The organism is Desulfoferula mesophila, assembly GCF_037076455.1.
GTDB classification, from domain to species: Bacteria; Desulfobacterota; Desulfarculia; order Desulfarculales; family Desulfarculaceae; genus Desulfoferula; species Desulfoferula mesophila.
The window spans coordinates 2,908,088-2,930,150 of sequence record NZ_AP028679.1 but is presented as its reverse complement, the minus strand read 5'-3'; the positions used below and the strand labels follow the sequence as shown (position 1 = coordinate 2,930,150).

The window sequence follows — 22,063 nt, the reverse complement described above, 5'->3', positions numbered from 1 at the left end:
TTCGGAGGGCTTTGTCAAGGCCGGGGTGCGCTGAGGGTCACTCGGGGCCTGCCCCGGCTGGGTTCGCGGTCCACCAACACCTCCACCCCATAGGCCTGGGCCAGCAGATCGGGGGTGAGCACCTCCTGGGGCGGGCCCCAGGCCAGGGACTGCCCTTGGCTGATCAAAAGCAGGCGGTGGCAAAACAGGGCCGCCAGATTGAGATCGTGGCTCACCAGGCACACGGCCAGGCGGTCGCGGGCGCAGGCGAGTTCCAAGAGGCTCATCATGCCCAACTGATGCTTGAGGTCCAGGGCGCTGGTGGGTTCGTCCAAAAGCAGCACCCGGGGCTCGGCGACCAGGGCCCTGGCCAGGGCCAGACGCTGGCGCTCGCCGCCGGACAGCTCACCGGTCTGGCGCTGGGCCAGACCGCTCATGCCGGTGTCGTCGAGGGCCTTTTGGGCGGCGGCCAGGTCTTCGTGGTTCTCAAACATCCGCCCCCCTTGCAGGGCGAAGCGGCCGGTGAGCACCGTCTGGCGCACGGTGAAGCCCGGAGCCAGTTCGGCGTCTTGGGGCACCAGGCCCAGAAGGCGGGCCACCTCCACCCTGGTGTAGGAGCCGATTTTGCGGCCCAACAGCTCCACCCCGCCCGAGCTGGGGGGCAAAAGGCCGCAGAGCAGGCCCAGCAGGGTGGATTTGCCGCTGCCGTTGGGCCCGATTATGCCCAGGAGTTCGCCCCGCTTCAGGCTCAGGTCCACCTCGCGGATCACCTGGGCGTTGCCGTAGCCGAAGCTCAGGCCCTGGCCGCGCAAGGCTATCTGACCGTGCTCTACCACCAGCGGCTCCCTCGTTTGGCCATGAGCAACACGAAAAACGGCGCGCCCAAAAAGGCGGTGACCACCCCCACCGGCAGGGCCGAGGGGCTGATGATGATGCGGGCCACGGTGTCGGCCAGCATGAGGAAGCAGGCTCCGAACAGGGCCGAGGCGGGCAACAGCAGACGGTGATCGTGGCCCAGGGTCATGCGCACCAGGTGGGGCACCATGAGCCCCACGAAGCCGATGAGCCCGGACAGGCTGACCGTGACCCCCACCAGCAGGCTCACCACCAGGAACATGATCATCTTCACCCGCTCCACGGCCACCCCCATGGAAGCGGCGGCTATCGATCCGGCGGTGAGCAGGTTGAGGTGGCGGGCGTAGGCGAAAATCACCCCGGCGCCCACCAGGGTCACCGGCAACAACAGGCCCACCTTGGTCAGGTTGGCCGCGGCCAGATCGCCGTAGAGCCAAAACAGAATGGCGTGCAGCTTCTGGTCGGTGGTGGTGGAGATCACGAACATGATCAGGGCGGTGAAAAAGGCGTTGATCATCACCCCGGTGAGGATCAGGGTGCTGGTCTCCATGGAGCCCCGGCGGCGTGCGATGGCCAGGACCAGGCCCACGGTGCCCAGGGCTCCGCCAAAGGCCAGGGCGGACTGCCCCCACAGGCCGGTGAGCCCCACCAGCACCGAAGCCACCGCTCCGCAGGCCGCCCCGCCGGAAACCCCCAGGATGAAGGGCTCGGCCAGGGGATTGCGCAAAATGGCCTGGAACACCGCCCCGCACAGACCCAGGCAGGCCCCCACCAGGGCGGCCAGCAGCAGACGGGGCAGGCGCAGCTGCCCCAGGATTATCGCCGAGGGGCCTTGCAGTTCGCCGCTCAGCCATTGCCAGAACTGCCGCGGGCCGATGCTCACCGTGCCCAGCCACAGACCGACCAGCAAAGACAGCACCAGCAGGAGCCCCAGGCCCAGGCAAACCGCCAAAAGCCGGCTGGGCGTGGCCCTCATGGCTTGGCCTCCGGGGTGAAGCGTTCGGGATGCACCAGCCGGGCCAGTTCCTCCAGCCCCTGGCCCATCCTGGGTCCGGGCCGGTCGATGAGGTCCGAGGATATCCATTCCACCCGCACCCCGGGACGGTCGCCCACGCCGGGCAGGGTGCGCCAATAGGTCAGGTCGCGCTCCAGGTTCTGGCCCCGCTCCATGGTGGAGAGGATGATCACCTGGGGCTTGGCCTCAGTGATGTACTCCAGGTTCAGGCGCGGCCAGCGCTGGTTGATCCCGGCGGCGATGTTCTTGGCCCCGGCCATGGTCAGCAAGTGGCCGTTCATGGTCTCCGGCCCCACCGATACCAGGGGGTGGCTGCCTATGACCATCAGGGTGGGACGGGGCTTGACCCCGCGCAGCCTCGCGGCAACCTGTTCCATTTCCCGGCGCAGCTTGTCGGCCAGGCGCCGACCCGCCTGGGGCGCGCCCAACAGGTCGCCCAGGCGCTCCAGGCCGGCGGGCAGGTCTTGGGGGACCGTGGGCACCGTGACGTACACCGGCACCCCCAGCTCGCCCAGGCGATCCACCAGCCAGGGCGGGTTGCCGTCCTTGTTGATCAGCACCAGGTCTGGCTTCAGGGCCAAGATGCGCTCCAGGTTGGGCGACACGTAGGGCCCCACCCTGGTCAGCTTGCGCGCCGCCGGGGGATAGTCGGCCCAGGTGGTGGCCCCCACCGCCCTCTCGCCCAGGCCCAGGGCGAAGACCACCTCGGTGAGCGAAGGGGTCAGGCCGATGATCCGCTGGGGCTGCGCTGGCACCTTAACCTGGCGGCCCATCTCGTCGGTGACCAGGCGGGCCCAGGCGGAGGAGGCCGCCAAGGTCAGGACCAAGACCAGCAACAGTCCTATGGGGCGGGCGTAGTTCATATCAGGAGCCGCACTCCCCCCCGGACACCGGGATCATCGGTTGGGGCTGGGAGGCCAGGCCGCGCATGACGGCCCCCAGGGCCAGGGCCAGCGGCTCGGGCAGCCCCTGGCCGCGCAAATCGGGAGCCGGGGCCAGGGGGTGCTGGCCGGCGATGCTCCGGGCCCGCGCGTCGCACATCTGGCGGAAAGGCCCCAGGCCGCTGAGCTGGCTCCGGGCCTGGGCGTCGCTGAGGGCCAGGGCGGTCTCCACCAGGGCGGCGTTGTCCGGCTCCAGCAGGGCCGCCTCCAAGCGCCCCAGGGACACGGAAGGGCAGGCCGCCGCCCGGCCCCCGGCCAGGGCGTAGAGGCTCACTCCCCGCTCCTTTAGGCGCAACAGGACGGGGCGCTTCTGGTGCAGACGGTTCTGCTTGGCTAGGGCCTCCAGCACCCCGGCATACACCGCCTGGGCCATCAGGGCCCCCAAGCGGCTGTGCCCGCCGGTAAGCTCGGCCCGCGGGCCCGCGCCCTGGGCCACGATGATGTTGTCGGTGCCGGTGCCCGTGGCCTGGTAGGCCAAAGGCTGCTCGCTGCTGCGCAGGTCCAGGTCTTGCAGCGCGGCGGTCTTGGCCTCGGTAATGGTGATCATCGCCCGAGCCATGGCCCGGGGGGTGAGGCTGCGGTTGGTGAGCACCAGGATGTTGATGGTGCCCGGCTCCACGTAGGCCCCGCCCTCTTGGGCGATGCGCAGGGCGTTGTGCATGGCCCCGGCGGTGACCAGGGCGTAGACCGCCAGGCCCTGGCCCTCCCGGCGCTGCACGGAGAGGTGGTTCATGTCCGCCCCGGTGAACAGCAGGCTGGAGGTGCGGGCATCGATTTGCAGGGCCTGGACCACCCGCAGGCGCAGCTCCTCCAGGCCTCCGCCGTGGCCCAGCCCCCAGGCGGGCGGCGGCATGTAGTGATTACCGATCAGGGTCACGCCGTCCAGCTGGCCCTCCAAGGTACTCAGCACCGTCATGGGCGCTTTGAAAGCGATGAGCAGGGTGCGATGGGCGAAGTCCTGGATGCGTACCTGATCCACCTGCGCCCGGCGCACGTAGGCCAGGTCGATCTCCAGCGGCTGGCGGCTCAGCACCTCCGAGGGATAAAGCTGGTACTTCTTTTGGGCGAAAAAATCGCCGTAGACCCTGGCGGCCAGAGATTGCGCGAAAAGCCCCGAGTCCAACGACAGACGGCAGGTGAGGTCGCAGGGCAGGGCGATCACCCGGTGCTTCTTGACCGCCTCCACCTGGTTCCAGCCCTCACGCTCCAGGAACTTGCGGGCCGCCTTGGCGTCGCCGCAGGCATAGACCACCTGGGGATCAAAGGCCCGCCACTGGTCCAGGCTCATCTTCACCGAGCCCCCTTTGGCCCCCAACTGGGGAGGGATGCCCCCGGCGGCGCGGATAAGCTCGTTCTGAAAGGAGTCGTCGCCAGGGGCGTAGACAAAGCCGCCCTGGGGGTCCACGGCCATCAGGCGCATCACCCGCCGCCGCTCGCCCTGGGGCACCAGGGCCACCTTGCGGGCCACCAGGTCGAAATCCGCTCGTAGCTGATCGTTGAGTCGGCGGGCCTGGGCGGGGCGTTCGTATATCAGCCCCAAAATTTCCTGGCGGGCGTAGAGGTCCTTCAGGTCGCGGGCGTGCAAACGCACCACCATGATTCCCCGGGCGGCCAACTTCTTCTCCAGCCCGGCCTGCACCCGGCTGGTGAACACCACCTGGGGCTTGAGGCTGAGGATGGCCTCTTCGCTGGGCGCGAAGAAGCCGCCCACCAGGGCGGCCGGCGGCTCCCCGGCCGGAGTGCGGGTGTACATGGTGTGGCCCTTGAGCGTGCCGCCCACCCCCAGGGCATACAGGGCGTCGCTGACCTCGGGCACCAGGGACACCACCCGCTGGGGCGGGGCGTCCAGATGGTGAGGTTGTCCGGCGAAGTCGATGAAATCGGCCGAGGCCCAGGCCGGGTGGGCCGGGCTCCAAAGCAAAAGCGCGGCCAAAAGGCACAACGCAAACCAGCGGCGGGACATAGTCTCCTCTTTCCCCGGGGGGCCGAAACAAGGAACAAAAAAACCCAAGCCCAACGGACTCGGGGATGCTCCCTTGCTTCCATACCCCCAAGCACGACCGTGCGAACGGTCGTTGGCGCCTCACCGTCTTTCGCAGCGTTGGGGGGCGCCGGGGAGCGGGCAGGTTTTCTGGCTTCCGGCTCAAGCCTACCGGCCGCGCCTTCCCAACCTTGGGTCAGTGGCATCGCGGCTTTCGTAACCGGTTACAGCGGCGGGACCGCGACGGATTCGCACCGTCTTCCCTTTGGGGCCCTTATGGCCACCCGCTCCTATGATGGCGAAATTCTTACACGGGCGAGGGGGGCTGTCAATAAGCGCGCCTTGCCGCGCCGCTGGGGCGGCGAGGCAAGCACCGCAACGGCTTCGGCGGCCTGGAGAGCCGGTTGCTGGACGCGCTGTGTTGCTTATCCTGGGCCTGGCCCGGCTCAGGCCTCCACCGCGTGATGGCTCAGGGACCAGCCTCCGTCAGCCCCGGCCTCCAGGCGGCTGTTGACCAACCAGGCGGCGTCGTCGGTCTGGGGATGGTCGGAGCGAAGCAGCGCCCCGCGGGTTTCCCGGCGGGCCCGGCTGGCGGTAAGTACCGCGCTCAGGAAGCGCCCGCCGCATTCCAGGTCCCAGCGCAGCCAATCCGGCCGCGCCCCGCCCACCGGCGTGGCGGCAAGCTCCTGGTGCCAGGCGGTCAGCTCGCTGTGGCCCAGGGCCAGGTCCTCTTCCCGGCGTTCTATGCCCGCCCGTTGCCAGGCGATGTCCCGCAGCTTTTGGCGCAAGGCGCGCAATTCGGTCATGCCCTTCTCGGCTTCCGGGGCGCCGTCGTCGGCCGGGGCCTCCGGCACGGCGGGAGGCGCATCCTGGGTCAGGGCATAGGCCGCCGCGCCCAGGCCGGTGAGGCGGCCGGAGACCACGCACTCGGTCAGGGCGTTGCCTCCCCGGCGGTTGGCCCCGTGCATGCCCCAGAGCATCTCCCCGCAGGCGAACAGGCCGGGCAGGGCCGTGGCGCCGTCCGGCTTGGCCTTTACCCCGCCCATGCAAAAGTGGGCTCCGGGCATCACCGCCACCGGTTTGCGGCGGAAATCAAAGCGCATCTTGCCCAGCATGGCCAGGGGATAACGCGACCAGTGCTCCTCGGCCACGCCGGTGAAATCAACCCGCACCGGCCCGGACGCCGCTTCCCGGGCCATGGCCGCGGACAGGCGGTCGCGCAACTCCATGATGCCCTGGTTCACGTCGACAATGCCCGAGCGGGCCAGGAGGTCTTGGCCGGCCGCGTTGATCAGGCGGGTGCCCTGGGGATAGCGGGGATAGAGCATCACCCGGGGCAGGCCCGGCTCCACCAGCACCAAGGGGTAGAACTGCACGAACTCCATGTCCCACAGGGGCAACCCGGCTTGGGCGGCCAGGGCGTAGCCTTGACCCATGATGGCCTTCATGTTGTCGTTGACCGCGTACACCGCCCCGGCGCCTCCGGCGGCCAGCACCACCGCCGAGGCCGCCACCCGCACCAGGCGCCCCTGGGCGTCGCGGCCCTCCAGGCCCACCGCCCGGCCGTCTCGGGTCAGGATGCGCCGCACCTGGAACTTTGCCAGGCGCTCCAGGTTTTTTTCGTCCCGCAGGCGCGCGGCCAGGGTGGCCATGAACCAGGCCCCCCGAAATCCGTCCTGCTTGTGGGTGGGGGAAAGGTAGGAGTCGCCATGGTCGCTGAGCTCCACCCCCAGCTCCCCCATGAAGGCGAAGGAGGCGGGAAGCTCTTGCCCCACCCGCCGCACCCAGGAGGCGCGGCACAGGCCCCTCCCCGCGCGCAGGGTGTCCTCCACGTAGTTGTCCAAGGCGTATTGCGCGGTGGGGCCGCCGAAGTTGCCGTTGCTCATGGCCGAGTTGCTGCCCAGGCCCATGCCGCCCCGGTCTATGAGCAAAACCCGGGCTCCAGCCCGGGAGGCCGCCACGGCGGCCAGGATTCCGGCCAGCCCGGCTCCGATTATCGCAACTTGGGTGCGCGGCATGTCAGGCCTCCAGTGTCTCGGGGTGGGCTCTCGCCTCGGCCTTCAAGGCTGTGGGACACCTTGCGAACGACAGGCCTATAAACTACCCAATTCATTTGGCCGGGACAAGACGCCTTTCGTCTCCGGCCCGCCGAGCAGGGAGCAAAGCGGGCGGGACGCTCCCCCCGGCGAATATCCTGCTCCCCCGCTGCGGCAAAAGGGTTAAAATTATATTTAGGTATTCTGGGAGTTCACTCATGCAAGGGACTAGGTGAAATGATCAAGGCCAAAGACATCATGACTCGCGAGGTGCTCACTCTCACCCCGGATACCGAGGTGACCAAGGCGGCCAAGCTGCTTTTGCAAAAGGGCTTCAACGCCCTGCCCGTGGTGGACAAGGCCGGCCGCCTGAAAGGCATCCTGTGCCAGAGCGACCTGATCTCCCAACAGGAGGCCCTGCCGGTGCCTTCCTATTTCACCCTGCTGGATTCCTTCATTCCCCTGACCTCGCTCAAAAAGATCGAGCGCGAGGTGCAAAAGATAGCGGCCACCAGCGTGGAGCAGGCCATGACCCCCGATCCGGTCACCGTGGGACCGGATACCCCCATCGAGGAGATAGCCTCCCTGATGGTGGAAAAGGGCTTTCACACCCTGCCGGTTCTGGACGAGGGCAAACTGGTGGGCGTGGTGGGTAAGGAAGATATTCTGCGCACCCTGGTAGGCCAAGGCGACTAGACCGGCGTTTGCCAACGGACGCAAACGGCCCCGGCCGGCGCTCCCCGGGGGAGGCCGGGCCGGGGCCGAATCATGTCGAGGGTCAGCGCAGCATATCGCTGGTGTCGGCGATGGCGGCGGGCGGGGTCTCCAGGGGCATGGACACGACCTTGGCTCCCGGCTTCAGGTCTAGCTTGCCCAGATGCACCGCCCTGAGCACCTGGTTGTCATAGGAGCGGTAGTAATACACCCGGCGCTTCAGGTCCTTGATCACCACCCACATGGTGCGGTCGTACAGGGTCTGTTTTTCCGACTTTTCCCGGCTTAAGCCCTTGGGGATGTCCAGGGACATGAGGATGTGGTTGGCCAGGTTCACCGCCTGGGAGGCGTCGGCGGGCTTCAGGGAGAACTGGGTCATCAGCACCGCCCGGACAAAGCGCGAGGGCGGGGTGACGTCGCCGGGCAGGCCCAGCATGCCGCTGCCTTGGCCGGTGGGGCTCACCTTCAGGCCCCAATAATCGACAGGCGCCGCGTTGTAGGGCGACAGATTCAGGTAGTTGCTCAGGTTGGACAGCTGCCAGCCGAAGTCCGGGGCGTTGGTCATCACCCCGGTGGGGTTGTCGTGCACCTGGCACTGATGGTTCAGGAACTCGATGACGATGCTGTTGCCCTGGGCGTCGTGCACGGCGGTGTGGGCGGTGAACTGCATGCCCATGCTGGGAAGGAACTCGCTCCAGACTATCACCGAGGGCAAGGCCTTTTTCACCTCGGCCACGGTGCTGAAGTTGCTCAAGAGCCAGTGGCCGAATTGCAACACGAACAAGGAGCGGGAGGCCTCCTCCGGTTTAAGCTGGGGGAACTGGGAGGTGGGCAGGAACAGGGCTCCCACGGACAGGCCCTTTTCGTTCATGCCGTCCACCACCACGTCCACGTCGTACATGTTCACGTTGACGAAGGCGTATTTGCCGGTCCAGGCCAGTCCGGATTTTCCGCCCGGAGCCTGGCTGACGTATTTGTGGCCGCGCGGGTGCACGATGATCCGAGACTTGGTGGGTATCGCCCACTCCAGGGAACGGCCGTCCACCACGGTGCCGTCAGCCGCTTTGAGGATGAAATCGGTGCAGGAATTAGGATGCGGCGGGCAGCAGGACCGCCGTTCCCAAGAGCAAAAGTAACCAGGCGACTGGTTTTAGTTTCATGGTGGTGCCTTTCGGATACCGGGTTTTTCATGGGCCGCTCGGGCAGGAACATAGGGCGGGCGTTTAAAATTTATCCCTTCCAGACATGGGACACAAGCCCGCATTGGGGCGGGCGAGGAACTTTGGGCTGAATCGACGGCCAGGAGGAAGGCAAAGCTTACTAATTTGTTGGGGGACGTTTGGGGCCGGGGGAGAGTATGCGGTAGTGGCGCAGCAAGCCTTGCGGCGCGGCTATTTCCCTTATCAGGTTTTCCCGGCCCAGGAACCGCTCGCAGAACGCCTCCTCCACTTCACGCTCGCAGTCGTGGACGAACACGTCGCCGCCCGGTTTAACCAGCTGGTGGGCCAGGTAGATGCTTTTCATGCGGCCGGGGGCGTTGTCGCACCATCCCGCCGGCCCGTCCACCAAGATCAGATCCCATGGCCGCTCCGTGACCGGCAAGGGCAGGTCCATGACCAGCAGGGCGGGATTGCCCAGATATCGTTGCCAATCTTTTTGCTCGGTGTCGTAGCCCACCGCGTAGGCCTGCAGGTTTTTCACCTTGGCCGTTACTTTCCTCAGCCAGCCCTCGTCGTCTTCCAGGAACACCGTGCGGCCGTTGCGGTTGAGCCGGTGCCAAAACAAGCTGTCATGGCCCACGCCGAAGATCAGCACCCGGCAAGGCGCTTGCTCCTCGATCTTTTGGGCTATGGCCAGAAGCTGGGGCGCGGACAAGATGATGCGGTTGAGCCGGCGCATTACGCGGATGGAGCGGCGGCTGGGGAGCAGGGCGGCGACCACCGCGCTGGGCCGGGCCAGAAGACGAATGAGCGTTTGTTTGAGGGGCGTCATCTTGGATAGTTTGGAAAGCAAGTCCACAACTCCTGGCCAGGGGACGCCTCACCTTATCATCTCCGCAGTCGGGGTGTAACCCTCCCTTAAAATAGGGCCAGTTTGAGGTAGAGACTTCTGGCAGACTGAGGTCTGCAAGGAGGACTCTTCACGATGCGCAGGACCAGATTCAGCGAAACTCAGATCGTCAAAATTCTGAAAGAGGTGGAAGGGGGCAGGACCGCCAAGGAGGTCTGCCGGGAATACGGTGTCAGCAGCGCCACCTACTACAAATGGAAGTCCAAGTACGGGGGCATGGAGGCCTCGGACATCGTCCGGCTCAAGGAGCTTGAAGAAGAAAACAGGCGTCTAAAGCAGATGTACGCCGACTTGAGCCTTGAGAATCGGGCTCTGAAGGACGTCATCGAAAGAAAAATATAAGGCCAGCGGGTCGGCGCGATCTGGCTAAGTTCATGTGCAAAGAGCACGGTCTGAGCATTCGCCGGGCCTGCCGCGCCCTGAGGCTGAGCCGGTCGGTTTATGCCTACCGACCCAAGCCCCGCGACGATGGTCCGATCATCGAGGCGCTGACTTCGCTGGCAGACAAATATCCCAGATACGGCTTTGCCAAACTGTTTCAAGTAATTCGGCGGGATGGACATGGCTGGAATCACAAGCGGGTGTACCGAGTGTACTGCGCCCTGAAGCTAAACCTTCGCAGGAAGGGTAAGAAGCGCCTGCCTACTCGTGATCCCCAGCCGCTTGCAGTGCCGGATCTGGCCAATATCTGCTGGTCGGTGGACTTCATGAGCGATGCCCTGTATGGCGGCCAGCGATTCAGGACCTTTAATGTGGTGGATGATTTCAATCGAGAGGCCCTGGCCATAGAGGTGGACGTCAATCTCCCCGCCCAAAGGATAATCCGAGTGCTGGAGCGTATCGCTGCCTGGCGGGGCTACCCGTCCAGGCTGAGGCTGGACAACGGCCCGGAGCTGGTCAGTGTAGCTATGGCCCAATGGGCCGAGGAGCATAGTATCGATTTGGGTTTCACTCAGCCCGGCAAGCCCACCCAGAATTCATACATTGAACGCTTCAACCGGACCTATCGGGAAGAGGTGCTGGACCTTTACATATTTTCCCGTCTAAGCGAGGTGCGGGAAATCACGGATCGCTGGCTCAAGGAGTACAACGAGGAACGCCCTCATGAGTCCCTCGGCAACCTGACACCAGCCGAATACCTCGCTATAAATTCACCCGAAGTTTCTACTGTTGACTGGCACTAATCGGGGGAGGTTTACACTTGCTGGAGAGAGCTGAATTTGAGCCCTAAAGTCACTTTTTGGTCATTCGGCAAAAAAATAGGGGTTAGCCAGATTGGCTAACCCCTTGGTATTGTTTGGAGCGGGAGACGGGATTCGAACCCGCGACCCTCAGCTTGGAAGGCTGACGCTCTAGCCGGGCTGAGCTACTCCCGCGTTAGGTCGGCGATTATAGCATGGGAATAGCCGGGCGGCAATTTGGGCTTTGTCTCGTTGACAGCCAGCCTCGCCTCTAGTACGTTACTCGATGGCTTGACACCAATTATCTAAAATCTTTCCGGAGGCTTAAAGTGGCCTGTCTGGTGGTTATAGGCACCCAATGGGGTGATGAAGGCAAGGGCAAGCTTGTGGACTTGTTGGCGGAGGGCGCCCAGGCCGTAGCGCGGTTCCAGGGCGGCAACAACGCCGGCCATACCCTGGTGGTGGATGGCGACAAGTTCATCTTTCACCTGATCCCCTCCGGGGTCCTGCACGAGGACAAGACCTGCTACATAGGCAACGGCGTGGTGGTGGACCCGGAGGTGCTGCTCAGCGAGATGGAGCGCCTGGAAGCCCGCGGCGTCAAGGTGGGCCCGCAAAAGCTGCGCATCAGCGAGCGGGCCCAAGTCATCATGCCCTATCACCAGGCCCTGGACATGGCCCGGGAAAAGGCCAAGGGCAAAGAGGCCATCGGCACCACCGGCCGGGGCATCGGCCCCTGCTACGAGGACAAGGTTTCCCGGGTGGGGGTGCGCATGATCGACCTCCTGGAGACGGACACCCTGGCGGCCAAGGTGGAGGAGAACTGCGCGGCCAAGAACTACGTGCTCACCGGCTACCTGAACAGCGCCGGCCTGCCCGCCGAGCCCATCATCGCGCAATACCTGGAGTTCGGACGGCGCTTGGCGCCGTTCATCGGCGACGTGGCCGTGGAGCTAAACGACGTGCTGACCTCCGGCGGCAACGTGCTCATGGAAGGGGCCCAGGGCACCCACCTGGACATCGACCACGGCACCTACCCCTATGTGACCTCCTCCAACCCGGTGGCCGGTTCGGCCTGCACCGGGGCCGGGGTGGGAGTCACCCGCCTGAACCAGGTGTGGGGCGTGGTCAAGGCCTACACCACCCGGGTGGGCGGCGGTCCTTTCCTCACCGAGCTCACCGACGATACCGGCCAATGGCTCCAGAAAACGGGCGACGAGTACGGCGCCACCACCGGCCGCCCCCGCCGCTGCGGCTGGCTCGACGGAGTGGTGGTGCGCCATTCGGTGCGCCTGTCGGGAATTACCGGCCTGTGCGTTACCAAGCTGGACGTGCTCACCGGTCTGGACACCATCAAGTTCTGCGTGGGCTATCGTACCGCCGAGGGCCAGGAGATCCAGCGGGTGCCGGCCTCCTTGAAGCAACTGGGCGGCTGCACCCCGGTGTACGAGGAGCTTCCCGGCTGGAGCGAGGACATCACCGGCTGCCGCGCCTGGGATGAACTGCCCACCAACTGCCGCGCCTATTTGGAGCGCCTGTCCGAGTTCGTGGGCGCGCCCCTGGCCATCGTCTCGGTGGGCCCGGGCCGCGAGGAGACCATCGCCCTGATGGACCCCTGGGCCTAGACGCTCTCACCAGTAGCCAAGGCATAATACAGCCGGGACGGGAGACACCTCTTCCGTCCCGGCTTTTTTGGGCCATGAGCCGTCGAGGCGCGCCGTTGCGGGTCGCCATCGGCGCGCGAAGTTCGCTCCAGCCTTTACCAGAGATGCCTGGACATGGCGGCAGGTTGTTGTATGGTAAGCGGAAATGGCCGCCTTGCCTAAACACTCCGGGGATGTCCCCCGAGGCGGCAAGCGGGAGCCGGAGCCTTAAGGATGCCTGATAAATCCCCTGAAATGCGCTTGGAGCGGGTCTTGGACGCCGCGGCCACCGGGTTGGTGGTTCTGGACGCCCAGGGGGTGATAGAGGTCTACAACCAGGCGGCCGGGGAGCTTCTGGGCCGGGAGCCCGACACGATGTTGGGGCGCGCGGCGGCCGAGGTGCTGCCGGACAACTGGCCTGAGCTGCGCCGGGTGCTGCAAACCGGCGAGCCCCAGATCGGCCACAAGCTGGAAATTTCGGGCAACACCATCGTGGCCAACCGCCGCCCCATCATGCAAGAGGACCAGGTGGTGGGGGTGGTCTGCACCCTGCAAGACATCAGCGACTATGAAAAGCTGGTCACCGAACTGGATTGCTACAAACGGCTGGTGCGCCTGCCCAACGCCATCATCGAGTCCTCCTTCGACGGCCTGTGGATCTGCGACGCCGAAGGCAAGGTGATCCGGGTGAACCAGGCCTCCCAGCGCATCAACCGCATCAAGGCCGAGGAGGTGGTGGGCAAGTCCATGCAGGAGGTGGTGGCCTCCGGCGTGGTGGATCGTTCGGTAAGCCTCGAGGTGCTCAAGCGCCGCGAGCCGGTAACCATGACCCAGCGGCTTCCCCACGGCAAGGAAATCCTGGTCACGGGCAACCCGGTGATGGAGCCGGACGGCAGGTTGAGCATGGTGGTGGTCAACGAGCGCGACATCACCGAGCTAAACCGCCTGCAGCGCGAGCTGGAGGAGACCAAGGCCCTCAACTCGGCCTACCGCTCCCAGATCGAGTCCCTGTACCACGAGCGGGATTTCCTGCGTCAGGTGGTGATCCGCTCCGAGGCCATGCAGCGGGTGCTTTCCACCGCGGTGAAGGTGGCCGAGGTGGATTCCACGGTGCTAATCCGGGGCGAGTCCGGGGTGGGCAAGGGCATGTTCGCCCGCGTGATCCATAAGGCCTCGCGCACCAAGGATGGCGATTTCATCCGGGTGGACTGCGGGGCCATACCCGAAGCCCTGATCGAGAGCGAGCTGTTCGGTCATGAGCAAGGAGCCTTCACCGGGGCCCGCTCCAAGGGTAAGCCGGGCCTGTTCGAGTTGGCCGAGGGCGGCACCCTGCTTTTGGACGAGGTGGGCGAACTGCCCCTGAACGTGCAGGTAAAGGTGCTGCGCTTTTTGGAGGAGGGCGAGCTGGTGCGGGTGGGCGGCACCCAGGCCCGGCGCATCGAGACCCAGGTGGTGGCCGCCACCCACCGCGATTTGGAGGCCATGGTGGAGCAGGGCACCTTCCGGGGAGACCTGTTCTTTAGGCTCAACGTGGTGCCCATCACCATTCCCCCCCTCCGCCAAAGGGTGGAGGACATCCCCTCGTTGATCCGCTTTTTCCTGGGCGAGTTCAACCGCAAGTGCCGCACCAACAAGGTGCTCACCCCGGCGGCGGTGGACTGCCTTTGCAACTACCATTTTCCCGGCAACGTGCGCGAGTTGTCCAACATCCTGGAGCGCCTGGTGGTGCTCACCCCGGGCGAGCGCATCGACGTGCCGGACCTGCCCGCTCCGGTGCAGGCCCCGCCTGAAAGCCGCCCCCAAGGTGAGGAGGGCTGGTGCCTGTCCTCGGCCGTGGCCGAGGTGGAGCGGCGGCTCATCGCCCAGGCCCTCGATAACTTCGGCAGCCAGCGCAAGGCGGCCAGCCGCTTGGGGGTGAATCAGTCCACCCTGGCCCGCAAGGCCAAACGCTACGGCATTAAATCGATGCAATAAGGCATCGCGATGCTAATGCGCATCAATATCCGTAACTCCACTGAATTAAGCCAAAAATATAAAATATAAGTATTTTAACTGGCGTACTGATGCATTAGTGCATCGATACGCTAGACTGTGGTATCCGATTTTGCCTGTGATTACAGCATATTGCCCAAAATGGCCCATCTCTTGCTTGTAACAGCCACCCAGATTCGCTTGAGCGCTCATTCATGCTAATCACTAATATGTAGTCATTATGTATTAGCGATACTAATTATCGGGTGTCCGGCGAGGCAACTTACACGGGAGAAGGCCTTGACAGCAAAGACCATGCAACAGCGACCGGCAACGCGCCGGAATGGTGCCCCTGGGGCGGGGGAGTTCCACAAACCTTCCACCAGACGATGTCTTGGCGGTTCTGGCCGTTGTTTCGGCAGGCGGCAGTAAGGAAAGCGACGTGGAACTCCTGCAAGAGATCATCATATTCGGCACCATCAAGGGCTGCGTCTACGCCCTCATCGCCACCGGCTTCACCCTGATCTTCGCGGTGGCCGGCATCCTCAACCTGGCCCACGGCACTTTCTACATGCTGGGCGCTTACTTCACCTACACCCTGTTCTACAGCCTGGGCATCCCCCTGCCGCCGGCCATCCTTTTGGCCGCGGTGCTGGTGGGGGCCCTGGGCATGCTCCTGGACCGGGTGTTCCTCAAGCCCATGCGCTCCTCGCACACCTACGTGCTGGTCCTCACCGTGGCCATCGCCTTCGCCTCCCAGGAGGTCATCCTGCTCACCTACGGCTCCCAGGGCATGAACATCCCCAACCTGGTGGAAGGCAGCGTGGACCTCAATGGGGTGGTTGTGAGCTGGCACCAACTGCTCATCGTGGGCATCACCGCGGTGGTGCTGCTGGGCCTGTGGCTGACGCTCACCCGCACCCGCTACGGCGTGGCCGCCCTGGCCGTGTCCATGGACGAGGACGGGGCGCGCCTGGTGGGCATCGAGACCGAGAAGGTGTTCAACCTCTCCATGTTCGCCTCGGCCTTCTTGGCCGCGGTGGCCGGGGCCCTCATCTCGCCGATCATGTCCATGACCCCGGAGATGTGGAACATGCCCCTGATGAAGGCCTTCGTGGTGGTGGTGGTGGGCGGCATCGGCAGCCTCACCGGCAGCATCCTGGCCGCCTTTTTCCTGGGCTGGCTGGAAACCTTCACCGGCTTCGTGGTCTCGCCCAAGCTTACCGAGGTGGTTTCCCTGGTGCTGCTCACCGTGTTCCTGGTGTTCAGACCCTCGGGCATCCTGGGCAGGAGGTTGCACTGATGCTGTCCTATCTGAAAACTCCGGCCCAAAAGCGCACCGCCGTTTTCTACGGCCTGATTCTGTTCGGGTTCTATCTGGTGCCCCTGTTCTCCGACAACTTCTACCTGCTCTCGGTTTTCACCACGGCCTACTTCTACATCATCTTCGCCACCAGCTGGGACGTGTTCGCCGGCTATTCCCATCTGATGAATTTCGGGCACGCCCTGTTCATCGGCCTGGCCGGCTATCTCACCGCCTTCGTGGACCTGCACCTGGGCCTGCCGCCCTTGTTGGTGCTGCCCATGTGCGCCGTCCTTTGCGGTGTTTTGGGTATGTTCATCGGCTACCTCACCCTGCGCATGCAGGGGCCCTATTTCGCCATCATCACCATGGCCTTCGCGGCGGTGGCCTACGAGTCCTCCATCATGTTCAGCGAGTACACCGGCGGCGAGGAGGGTATCCCGGGCATCCACCCGCTCACCGACTCCCTGGTCGGCGACTACTACTTCGTGCTGATCGTCATGTCGCTGATCTTTCTCTTCCTCATCTGGTTCACCCGGGGGCGCTGGGGCCTGGTGCTCAAGGCCATCAGCCAGAACGAGGACTCGGTGCTGGCCAGCGGCATCAACACCGCCTGGGTCAAGATCCGCGCTTATTCCATCAGCGGCGCCCTGTGCGGCATCGGGGGCAGCGTCTACGCCTACTCGCTGACCCACGTGGGGCCCACCAGCATGGAGCAGGTGCTCTCCACCACCATCCTCATCATGGCCATGGTGGGCGGCATGGGCACCATCACCGGGCCCTTCCTGGGGGCCCTGATCCTGGTGCTGTTCAATGAGCTGTCCCGGGACATGGAGGAGTATCGCCTGCTCATCTACACCGTGATGGTGGTGGTGATCATCTTCTTCGCCCCCAAGGGCATCATCAGCTGGGGGCAGCCCATAGCCCGGGCCTTCAAGCTGGGCGGCAAGCGAGGTTAGGCCATGGCACAAGCGCGCGATTATTTGGTGGTGGACGAACTCACCAAGCACTTTGGAGGCCTGGCCGCGGTGGAGAAGTTGAGCTTCTCCCTGGACCGGGGCCAGATCCTGGGTTTGATCGGCCCCAACGGGGCGGGCAAGACCACGGTGTTCAACCTGATCACCGGCTTTTTGCCGGCCACCGCCGGCCGGGTTAGCTTCCGGGGCGAAAGCCTCTTGGGCAAGAAGCCTCATCAGATCGTCAACCAGGGACTGGCCCGCACCTTCCAGTTGGTCAAGCCCTTTCCCGAGCTTTCCCTGTTCGACAACATCCGGGTGGCCTGTTACGGCCCGCGTTTCCTGAGCCAGGGCCTGGACGAAGAGGCGGCCCGCCACCGCATCCTGGAAGTGGCCGAGCAGGTGGGCCTGCCCAAGGATCTGGAGCAGCCCGCCTCGGCCCTGGGCCACGGCGACCTGCGCCTGTTGGACATCGCCCGGGCCCTGATGGTGCAGCCGGAGCTCTTGCTTCTGGACGAGCCCCTGTCGGGCCTGTCCTCCATAGAGACCCAGGCCATCGTGGAGCTGATAAAGACGCTCAATCAGGAGGGCATAACCCTTTTGATCATCGAGCACAAGCTCAAGGAACTGATGAAGGTGGCCGATCGCATCGTGGCCATCGACTTTGGACAGAAGCTGGCCGCCGGCACCCCCCAGGAGGTGGTCAACCACCCCGCGGTGGTGGAGGCCTATCTGGGGACCAAGGATAGCTATGCCTCTGCTTGAGATTCAAAACCTGGTGGTGCGCTACGGCAGCGCCCTAGTCCTGGACCGGGTGAGCCTGGCCATCGAAAACGACGAGTGCGTGGCGGTGATCGGCCCCAACGGAGCGGGCAAGACCACCTTGCTGCGCTCCATCAGCGCCCTCAAGGACTGGGAGGGCAAGATGACCTTCCAGGGGCACGACCTGACCGGGGTCACCTCCAGCCAGACCGTGGCCCTGGGCATCGTACAGGCCCCCGAGGGACGCCACTTGTTCCCCCAGCTTTCGGTCCGCGAAAACCTGGAGCTGGGCGCCTTTTTGGCCAAGGACAAGGCGGAGAGGGACACCAACTACGAGTACGTGCTGGATTTGTTCCCCCGTCTGGGCGAGCGCCTGCGCCAGATGGCCGGCACTCTGTCCGGCGGCGAGCAGCAGATGCTGTGCGTGGGCCGGGCCCTGATGGCCAGCCCGCGCATCCTGCTTTTGGACGAGCCCTCCTTCGGCCTGGCTCCCTTGGTCAAGGAGGCCATCGCCACCGCGGTGCGCCAGATCATGGCCAAGGGCACCACCATCCTTCTGGTGGAGCAGGACGCCCACATGGCCTTCGAGCTGGCCCGGCGGGTCTACGTTCTGGAAGAGGGTCACATTACCATAAGCGGCACCAGCAAAGAGCTTAGCGAAGATCCAAGCATCAGGAGTTCATATCTGGGGCTTTAGGCTCCGAGGACTTTTAACTAAATAGCAGGGAGAGGATTCATGAAAAAATTTCTGGCAGTCATGCTGATTCTGGGCCTGGCGGTTGTGGCCGCGGGTCCGGCCTCGGCGGCCGACACCATTCGCATCGGCCTGTTGGCCCCCCTGAGCCACCAGGTGGGCGAGGGCGAGGTAAACGCGGCCAAGATGGCGGTGAAGCGCATCAACGACGCCGGCGGCATCGACGGCAAGAAGTTGGAGCTGTTCATCGAGGACACCGAGATCAAACCGGAAAAGGCCATCAACGGCTACAAGAAGCTGGTGATGGTGGACAAGGTCAAGGCGGTCATGGGCGCCTTCTCCTCGGGCGTGGTGCTCTCGCTCATGGACCACGTGGCCCGCTACAAGGTGCCCTTCATCTCCACCGCTTCCTCCTCCAACACCTTCGGCGAGAAGGTGGCCAAGGACTACGACCGCTATAAGTATTTCTTCCGCCTCATGCTCAACGAGACCGACCAGGTCAACGGCATGGTGGAGTTCGTGGACGGCTTCCTCAAGCCTAAACTCAAAATCAAGAAGATCGCGGTCATGGCCGAGGACGCCAAGTGGACCAAGCTCATGGGCTCTCAGTTCGTGGAGCAGATCAAGACCAAGGGCATCGAGGTAAGCGACTACATCCGCTTCCCCTTCAAGGAGACCGATTTCGCGCCCATCCTGAGCCGGGTCAAGAACGCCAACGTGCAGTTCCTGCTTGAGATCAGCGCCATCGCCGACGGCGCGGTGTACATCAACCAGTGGCACGACATGCAGGGCCCGCCCATCGGCGGCTGCGACACCAGCGCCGGCTCCGAGGACTTCTGGGACAAGACCAACGGCAAGTGCAAGAGCGAGACCGTGTTCATGTACGGCGCCTACGATGTGCCCTTGACCCCCAAGACCAAGCCTTTCTGGGCCGACTACATCAAGGAGTTCGGCAAGGAGCCCAAGTACGCCTCGGGCTTCACCTATGACGCGGTGTACGTGGTGGCGGGCGCGGTGAAGGCCGCGGGCAGCACCAAGCCCGACGCCCTGGTGGCGGCCATCGAGAAGACCGACTACGTCGGCGTCAGCGGTCGCATCCAGTTCAAGAAAAACCACAACACCATCTGCGGCAGCGACGGCCGCCCCATGATGATCTGGCACCAGTGGCAGGGCAAGGGCCAGCGTCTTCCGGTCTACCCCGCGAAGTACGCCACTGCCAAGTTAATCCTGCCCGCGTGGTGGAGCGTGAAATAAGTCCCCTCCCAAGACGGTGGCGGGGGTTCGCCCCCGCCGCCGCCATCCAGGACCCGACTCCGGGTGGGCCCGCCGCGCCGGCCATGGGCGGGCCCCTCCGGAAACGTGCCCTAGCCAACGGAGTAAGCATCATGCAAGAAGTAGTCATCGCCGGTTATCTGCGCACCGCCCAATCCCGTGCCCGTCCCAAGGATCCCTCCCGGGACTGGCTGGGTGGCTACCGGGCCGACGATTTGTTGGCCGCGGTGCTGCCGCCCGTATTGGAGCAGGCCAAGGCCAAGCCGGAAGAGGTTCAGGACTTTTTGGTGGGCTGCTCCTTTGGGGTCAGCGAAAACTGGACCTACGGCGGACGCTTGCCGCTTTTTTTGGCCAACATGTCCGAGCGCACCCCGGCCAAGTTCTTGGACCAGCAATGCGGCTCATCCATGGCCGGGCTGCACATCGGCTTCATGGAGGTAGCCACCGGCTTCGCCGACGTGGTGGTGGTGGGCGGCATGGAGCACATGACCCGGGTGCCCATGGGGCCGACGCTTTTCACTAACGGCACCATCAGCGTGAACCCCCGGCTCTACGAGGAAGAGGGTCTGGCCCACTGGGACATGGACACTACCATGTTCATGGGGCTGACCGCCGAAAAGCTGCACCGCCAGTGCGGCTTCACCCGTGAAGACCTGGACCGCTGGGCCCTGCGCTCCCATCAGCTGGCGGCCAAGGCCCAACAGGAAGGGTTTTTCGCGGGCGAGATTTTGCCCCTGCCCGCCAAGGATCCCGAGGGCAACCAGTTCATGGTGGACCGCGACCAAGCGGTGCGCCCCCAGACCACCCTGGAGGATTTGAGCAAGCTCAAGCCGGTGTTCAGCGAGGACGGGGTGATCACCGCGGGCAACTCCAGCCCGCTCAACGCCGGGGCCTCGGCCATGGTGCTCATGTCCCGCCAGGCGGCGGATGCCAGGGGAGTGAGGCCCTTGGCCGCCGTGCGCTCGGTGGGTTTCGTGGGCGTGGACCCCACCCTGATGGGCGAGGGGCCGGTGCCCGCTTCGAACATGGCCCTGGACAAGGTCGGCCTTGGGGCGGAGGATGTCGACTACTGGGAGATCAACGAGGCTTTTTGCATCGTGGCCCTCAACTGCATCAAGCAGCTGGGCCTGGACCCGGACAGGGTCAACGTAAAGGGCGGAGGCACCGCCCTGGGCCATCCCTTGGGAGCTACCGGCGTGCGTCTGGTGGGCACCCTGGCCCGCATACTTGAGGAGAAACAAGCGCGTTGGGGTGTGGCCAACGCTTGCGTGGGCGGTGGCCAGGGTGTGGCCACCCTTATCGAGCGTGTGAGCTAGGCCCGCGCGTCTGGGAGAAGTCGTAGGTTATGAACAAAGTTTGCAGCCTTGATGCGGCCTTGGGCCGGGTGAAGCCCGGCGACACGGTGATGGTGGGCGGCTTCGGCGTGCCGGGCACCCCCTTCACCTTGCTCAACGGCCTGCTGCAAGGCGGTGTCAACGAGTTGACCGTGGTCAAGAACGAGGCCAACGAAGATCACATGGGAATCTCCAAGCTGATCGAGGCCGGCTTGGTGCGCAAGATAATCACCACCCACCTGGGCCTCAACAAGACGGTCATCGGCATGATGAACCGGGGCGAGGTGGAGGTGGAGTTCTATCCCCAGGGCATCTTGGCCGAAAAGATCAGGGCCGGCGGCGCTGGGCTCTTCGGCCTGCTCACCGACATCGGCATGGACACCGAACTGCTCTCCAGCACCAAGCAGACCATGTGGTTCGAAGGGCGGGAGCTGATCGTGGAGTCGGCCATCAAGGCGGACGTGGCCCTGGTGCACGCGGCCAAGGCCGACCGTTTCGGCAACCTGGTCTATGCCAAGAGCGCCATGAACTTCAACCCCATCATGGCCACCGCCGCCACCACGGTCATCGCCGAGGTGGAAGAGCTGGTGGAGATAGGCGACCTGGAGCCCGAGCACGTCCATACGCCCGGCGCATTTGTGGACCACGTAGTTCTCTTGGAAGAGCTCAGCGAGGAGTATGGCATCCTTGAGCACCACATCATATAAAGAGAAAATCGCCACCCGGGCGGCCCGGGAGATCAGCGAAGGCAAGGTCGTCAACTTCGGCATCGGCATCCCCACCCTGATCGCCAAGTTCCTGCCGCCGGAGATACAGTTCTTCGTGCACGCGGAAAACGGGGTCTTGGGCATGGGCGGCCGTTGCCCCCGGGGCCAGGAGGACCGCAACCTCATCGACGCCGGCGGGGCCTATGTGGAGCTGGTGCCGGGCGCCTCCTTTTTCGACAGCGCGCTGTCCTTCGCCATGATCCGGGGAGGGCGTCTGGACGTGGCCTTCCTGGGGGCCCTGGAGGTGAGCGCCAAGGGCGATTTGGCCAACTGGATCATCCCCGGTAAGTACGCGCCGGGCATCGGCGGGGCCATGGAAGTGGCCCAGAAGGCCCGGCGCCTGATAGTGGTAACCAACCACAACGACCGGGCGGGCAATCCCAAGGTCGTGGAGGAGTGTTCGTTGCCCCTCACGGGCAAGGCCTGCGTGGACCTCATCATCACCGAGATCGCGGTGATGCAGCCCACCCGGCGCGGCCTGCTTTTGCTGGAGATCGCCGAAGAGGTGGAGTTGGAGGAGGTGCGCCAGCGCACCGGCGTCGAGCTTCTCCTGCCGCCCGAAGGGCCAGCCAGGTTCTAGGGCCAAGGC

At 64.7% G+C, this 22,063-nt stretch carries 19 protein-coding genes, 1 tRNA gene and 1 riboswitch; of the genes, 12 read left to right on the top strand and 8 right to left on the bottom strand.

From position 1 onward, the window contains the following. Positions 1-14: 14 nt before the first annotated feature. From AACH32_RS13310 to AACH32_RS13290, 5 genes are all read right to left on the bottom strand, one after another. Positions 15-815: an ABC transporter ATP-binding protein gene (locus AACH32_RS13310; RefSeq protein ID WP_338600303.1), complete on the bottom strand. Its 801-nt coding sequence runs from the start codon at positions 813-815 to the stop codon at positions 15-17. Beyond that, positions 809-1,810 carry a FecCD family ABC transporter permease gene (locus AACH32_RS13305; protein WP_338600301.1) on the bottom strand — a complete coding sequence of 334 codons (1,002 nt, stop codon included), beginning with the start codon at positions 1,808-1,810 and terminating at the stop codon, positions 809-811. Before AACH32_RS13305 ends, AACH32_RS13310 begins: the two co-directional genes overlap by 7 nt. After that, positions 1,807-2,712 carry an ABC transporter substrate-binding protein gene (locus tag AACH32_RS13300; RefSeq protein ID WP_338600299.1) on the bottom strand — a complete coding sequence of 302 codons (906 nt, stop codon included), beginning with the start codon at positions 2,710-2,712 and terminating at the stop codon, positions 1,807-1,809. Before AACH32_RS13300 ends, AACH32_RS13305 begins: the two co-directional genes overlap by 4 nt. Position 2,713: 1 nt before the next feature. Beyond that, entirely contained in the window at positions 2,714-4,753 is a 2,040-nt protein-coding gene (locus tag AACH32_RS13295; RefSeq protein ID WP_338600296.1) for an adenosylcobinamide amidohydrolase, read from the bottom strand. Positions 4,754-4,894: 141 nt separating this feature from the next. Continuing rightward, a riboswitch (cobalamin riboswitch) is annotated at positions 4,895-5,074 on the bottom strand. 143 nt (positions 5,075-5,217) lie between these two features. Then, a complete protein-coding gene (locus tag AACH32_RS13290; protein ID WP_338600294.1) occupies positions 5,218-6,789 on the bottom strand; it encodes an FAD-binding protein in 1,572 nt (523 codons plus the stop codon). A 255-nt stretch (positions 6,790-7,044) separates the two neighbouring features. Between AACH32_RS13290 and AACH32_RS13285 the strand changes: the two genes are divergently transcribed. Then, a complete protein-coding gene (locus AACH32_RS13285) occupies positions 7,045-7,503 on the top strand; it encodes a CBS domain-containing protein (RefSeq protein WP_338600292.1) in 459 nt (152 codons plus the stop codon). 82 nt (positions 7,504-7,585) lie between these two features. On the opposite strand, the gene AACH32_RS13280 is transcribed toward AACH32_RS13285, so the two are convergent. After that, complete coding sequence (locus AACH32_RS13280) at positions 7,586-8,593, bottom strand: choloylglycine hydrolase family protein (protein ID WP_338606664.1); 1,008 nt, start codon at positions 8,591-8,593, stop codon at positions 7,586-7,588. Between the two features lie 248 nt (positions 8,594-8,841). Continuing rightward, positions 8,842-9,534: a hypothetical protein gene (locus tag AACH32_RS13275; protein ID WP_338600290.1), complete on the bottom strand. Its 693-nt coding sequence runs from the start codon at positions 9,532-9,534 to the stop codon at positions 8,842-8,844. A gap of 132 nt (positions 9,535-9,666) precedes the next feature. Between AACH32_RS13275 and AACH32_RS13270 the strand changes: the two genes are divergently transcribed. Beyond that, a protein-coding gene (locus tag AACH32_RS13270; protein ID WP_338598789.1) for an IS3 family transposase occupies positions 9,667-10,775 on the top strand; the annotation gives its coding sequence in 2 pieces (ribosomal slippage) (positions 9,667-9,919 and positions 9,919-10,775; 1,110 coding nt in all). Between the two features lie 114 nt (positions 10,776-10,889). Here AACH32_RS13270 and AACH32_RS13265 read toward each other — a convergent pair. Beyond that, positions 10,890-10,967, bottom strand: a tRNA-Gly gene (locus AACH32_RS13265). A 134-nt stretch (positions 10,968-11,101) separates the two neighbouring features. Between AACH32_RS13265 and AACH32_RS13260 the strand changes: the two genes are divergently transcribed. The 10 genes from AACH32_RS13260 to AACH32_RS13215 all read left to right on the top strand — a co-directional run bounded on the left by AACH32_RS13260 (position 11,102) and on the right by AACH32_RS13215 (position 22,054). Next, positions 11,102-12,397: an adenylosuccinate synthase gene (locus AACH32_RS13260; protein WP_338600288.1), complete on the top strand. Its 1,296-nt coding sequence runs from the start codon at positions 11,102-11,104 to the stop codon at positions 12,395-12,397. A 252-nt stretch (positions 12,398-12,649) separates the two neighbouring features. Beyond that, positions 12,650-14,389 (top strand): sigma 54-interacting transcriptional regulator, encoded by a 1,740-nt coding sequence (locus AACH32_RS13255; protein ID WP_338600285.1) that lies wholly within the window; start codon positions 12,650-12,652, stop codon positions 14,387-14,389. 439 nt (positions 14,390-14,828) lie between these two features. Continuing rightward, positions 14,829-15,689, top strand: a complete 861-nt coding sequence (locus AACH32_RS13250; protein WP_338600283.1) for a branched-chain amino acid ABC transporter permease — start codon at positions 14,829-14,831, stop codon at positions 15,687-15,689. Beyond that, complete coding sequence (locus tag AACH32_RS13245; RefSeq protein WP_338600280.1) at positions 15,689-16,648, top strand: branched-chain amino acid ABC transporter permease; 960 nt, start codon at positions 15,689-15,691, stop codon at positions 16,646-16,648. Before AACH32_RS13250 ends, AACH32_RS13245 begins: the two co-directional genes overlap by 1 nt. Before the next feature lie 3 nt (positions 16,649-16,651). Further along, positions 16,652-17,410, top strand: coding sequence for an ABC transporter ATP-binding protein (locus AACH32_RS13240; RefSeq protein ID WP_338600277.1), 759 nt, complete (start codon positions 16,652-16,654; stop codon positions 17,408-17,410). Next, positions 17,397-18,104, top strand: coding sequence for an ABC transporter ATP-binding protein (locus AACH32_RS13235; RefSeq protein ID WP_338600275.1), 708 nt, complete (start codon positions 17,397-17,399; stop codon positions 18,102-18,104). The genes AACH32_RS13240 and AACH32_RS13235 overlap by 14 nt, the downstream gene beginning before the upstream one ends. Positions 18,105-18,143: 39 nt before the next feature. After that, on the top strand, positions 18,144-19,355 hold the full coding sequence (locus AACH32_RS13230; protein WP_338600272.1) for an ABC transporter substrate-binding protein: 1,212 nt from the start codon (positions 18,144-18,146) through the stop codon (positions 19,353-19,355). Between the two features lie 131 nt (positions 19,356-19,486). After that, the gene (locus AACH32_RS13225; protein WP_338600269.1) at positions 19,487-20,689 is read left to right on the top strand and encodes an acetyl-CoA C-acetyltransferase; all 1,203 of its coding nucleotides are present in this window, start codon (positions 19,487-19,489) and stop codon (positions 20,687-20,689) included. A 29-nt stretch (positions 20,690-20,718) separates the two neighbouring features. Then, entirely contained in the window at positions 20,719-21,414 is a 696-nt protein-coding gene (locus AACH32_RS13220; protein WP_338600266.1) for a CoA transferase subunit A, read from the top strand. After that, on the top strand, positions 21,395-22,054 hold the full coding sequence (locus AACH32_RS13215; protein WP_338600263.1) for a 3-oxoacid CoA-transferase subunit B: 660 nt from the start codon (positions 21,395-21,397) through the stop codon (positions 22,052-22,054). The genes AACH32_RS13220 and AACH32_RS13215 overlap by 20 nt, the downstream gene beginning before the upstream one ends. The last annotated feature ends 9 nt before the right edge of the window (positions 22,055-22,063 follow it).

Coding starts and splice junctions, on each gene's coding strand:
- AACH32_RS13305 (WP_338600301.1), bottom strand. CDS start 1,810: ATGAGGGCCACGCCCAGCCGGCTTTTGGCGGTTTGCCTGGGCCTGGGG.
- AACH32_RS13300 (WP_338600299.1), bottom strand. CDS start 2,712: ATGAACTACGCCCGCCCCATAGGACTGTTGCTGGTCTTGGTCCTGACC.
- AACH32_RS13295 (WP_338600296.1), bottom strand. CDS start 4,753: ATGTCCCGCCGCTGGTTTGCGTTGTGCCTTTTGGCCGCGCTTTTGCTT.
- AACH32_RS13290 (WP_338600294.1), bottom strand. CDS start 6,789: ATGCCGCGCACCCAAGTTGCGATAATCGGAGCCGGGCTGGCCGGAATC.
- AACH32_RS13285 (WP_338600292.1), top strand. CDS start 7,045: ATGATCAAGGCCAAAGACATCATGACTCGCGAGGTGCTCACTCTCACC.
- AACH32_RS13255 (WP_338600285.1), top strand. CDS start 12,650: ATGCCTGATAAATCCCCTGAAATGCGCTTGGAGCGGGTCTTGGACGCC.
- AACH32_RS13245 (WP_338600280.1), top strand. CDS start 15,689: ATGCTGTCCTATCTGAAAACTCCGGCCCAAAAGCGCACCGCCGTTTTC.
- AACH32_RS13240 (WP_338600277.1), top strand. CDS start 16,652: ATGGCACAAGCGCGCGATTATTTGGTGGTGGACGAACTCACCAAGCAC.
- AACH32_RS13235 (WP_338600275.1), top strand. CDS start 17,397: ATGCCTCTGCTTGAGATTCAAAACCTGGTGGTGCGCTACGGCAGCGCC.
- AACH32_RS13230 (WP_338600272.1), top strand. CDS start 18,144: ATGAAAAAATTTCTGGCAGTCATGCTGATTCTGGGCCTGGCGGTTGTG.
- AACH32_RS13225 (WP_338600269.1), top strand. CDS start 19,487: ATGCAAGAAGTAGTCATCGCCGGTTATCTGCGCACCGCCCAATCCCGT.
- AACH32_RS13220 (WP_338600266.1), top strand. CDS start 20,719: ATGAACAAAGTTTGCAGCCTTGATGCGGCCTTGGGCCGGGTGAAGCCC.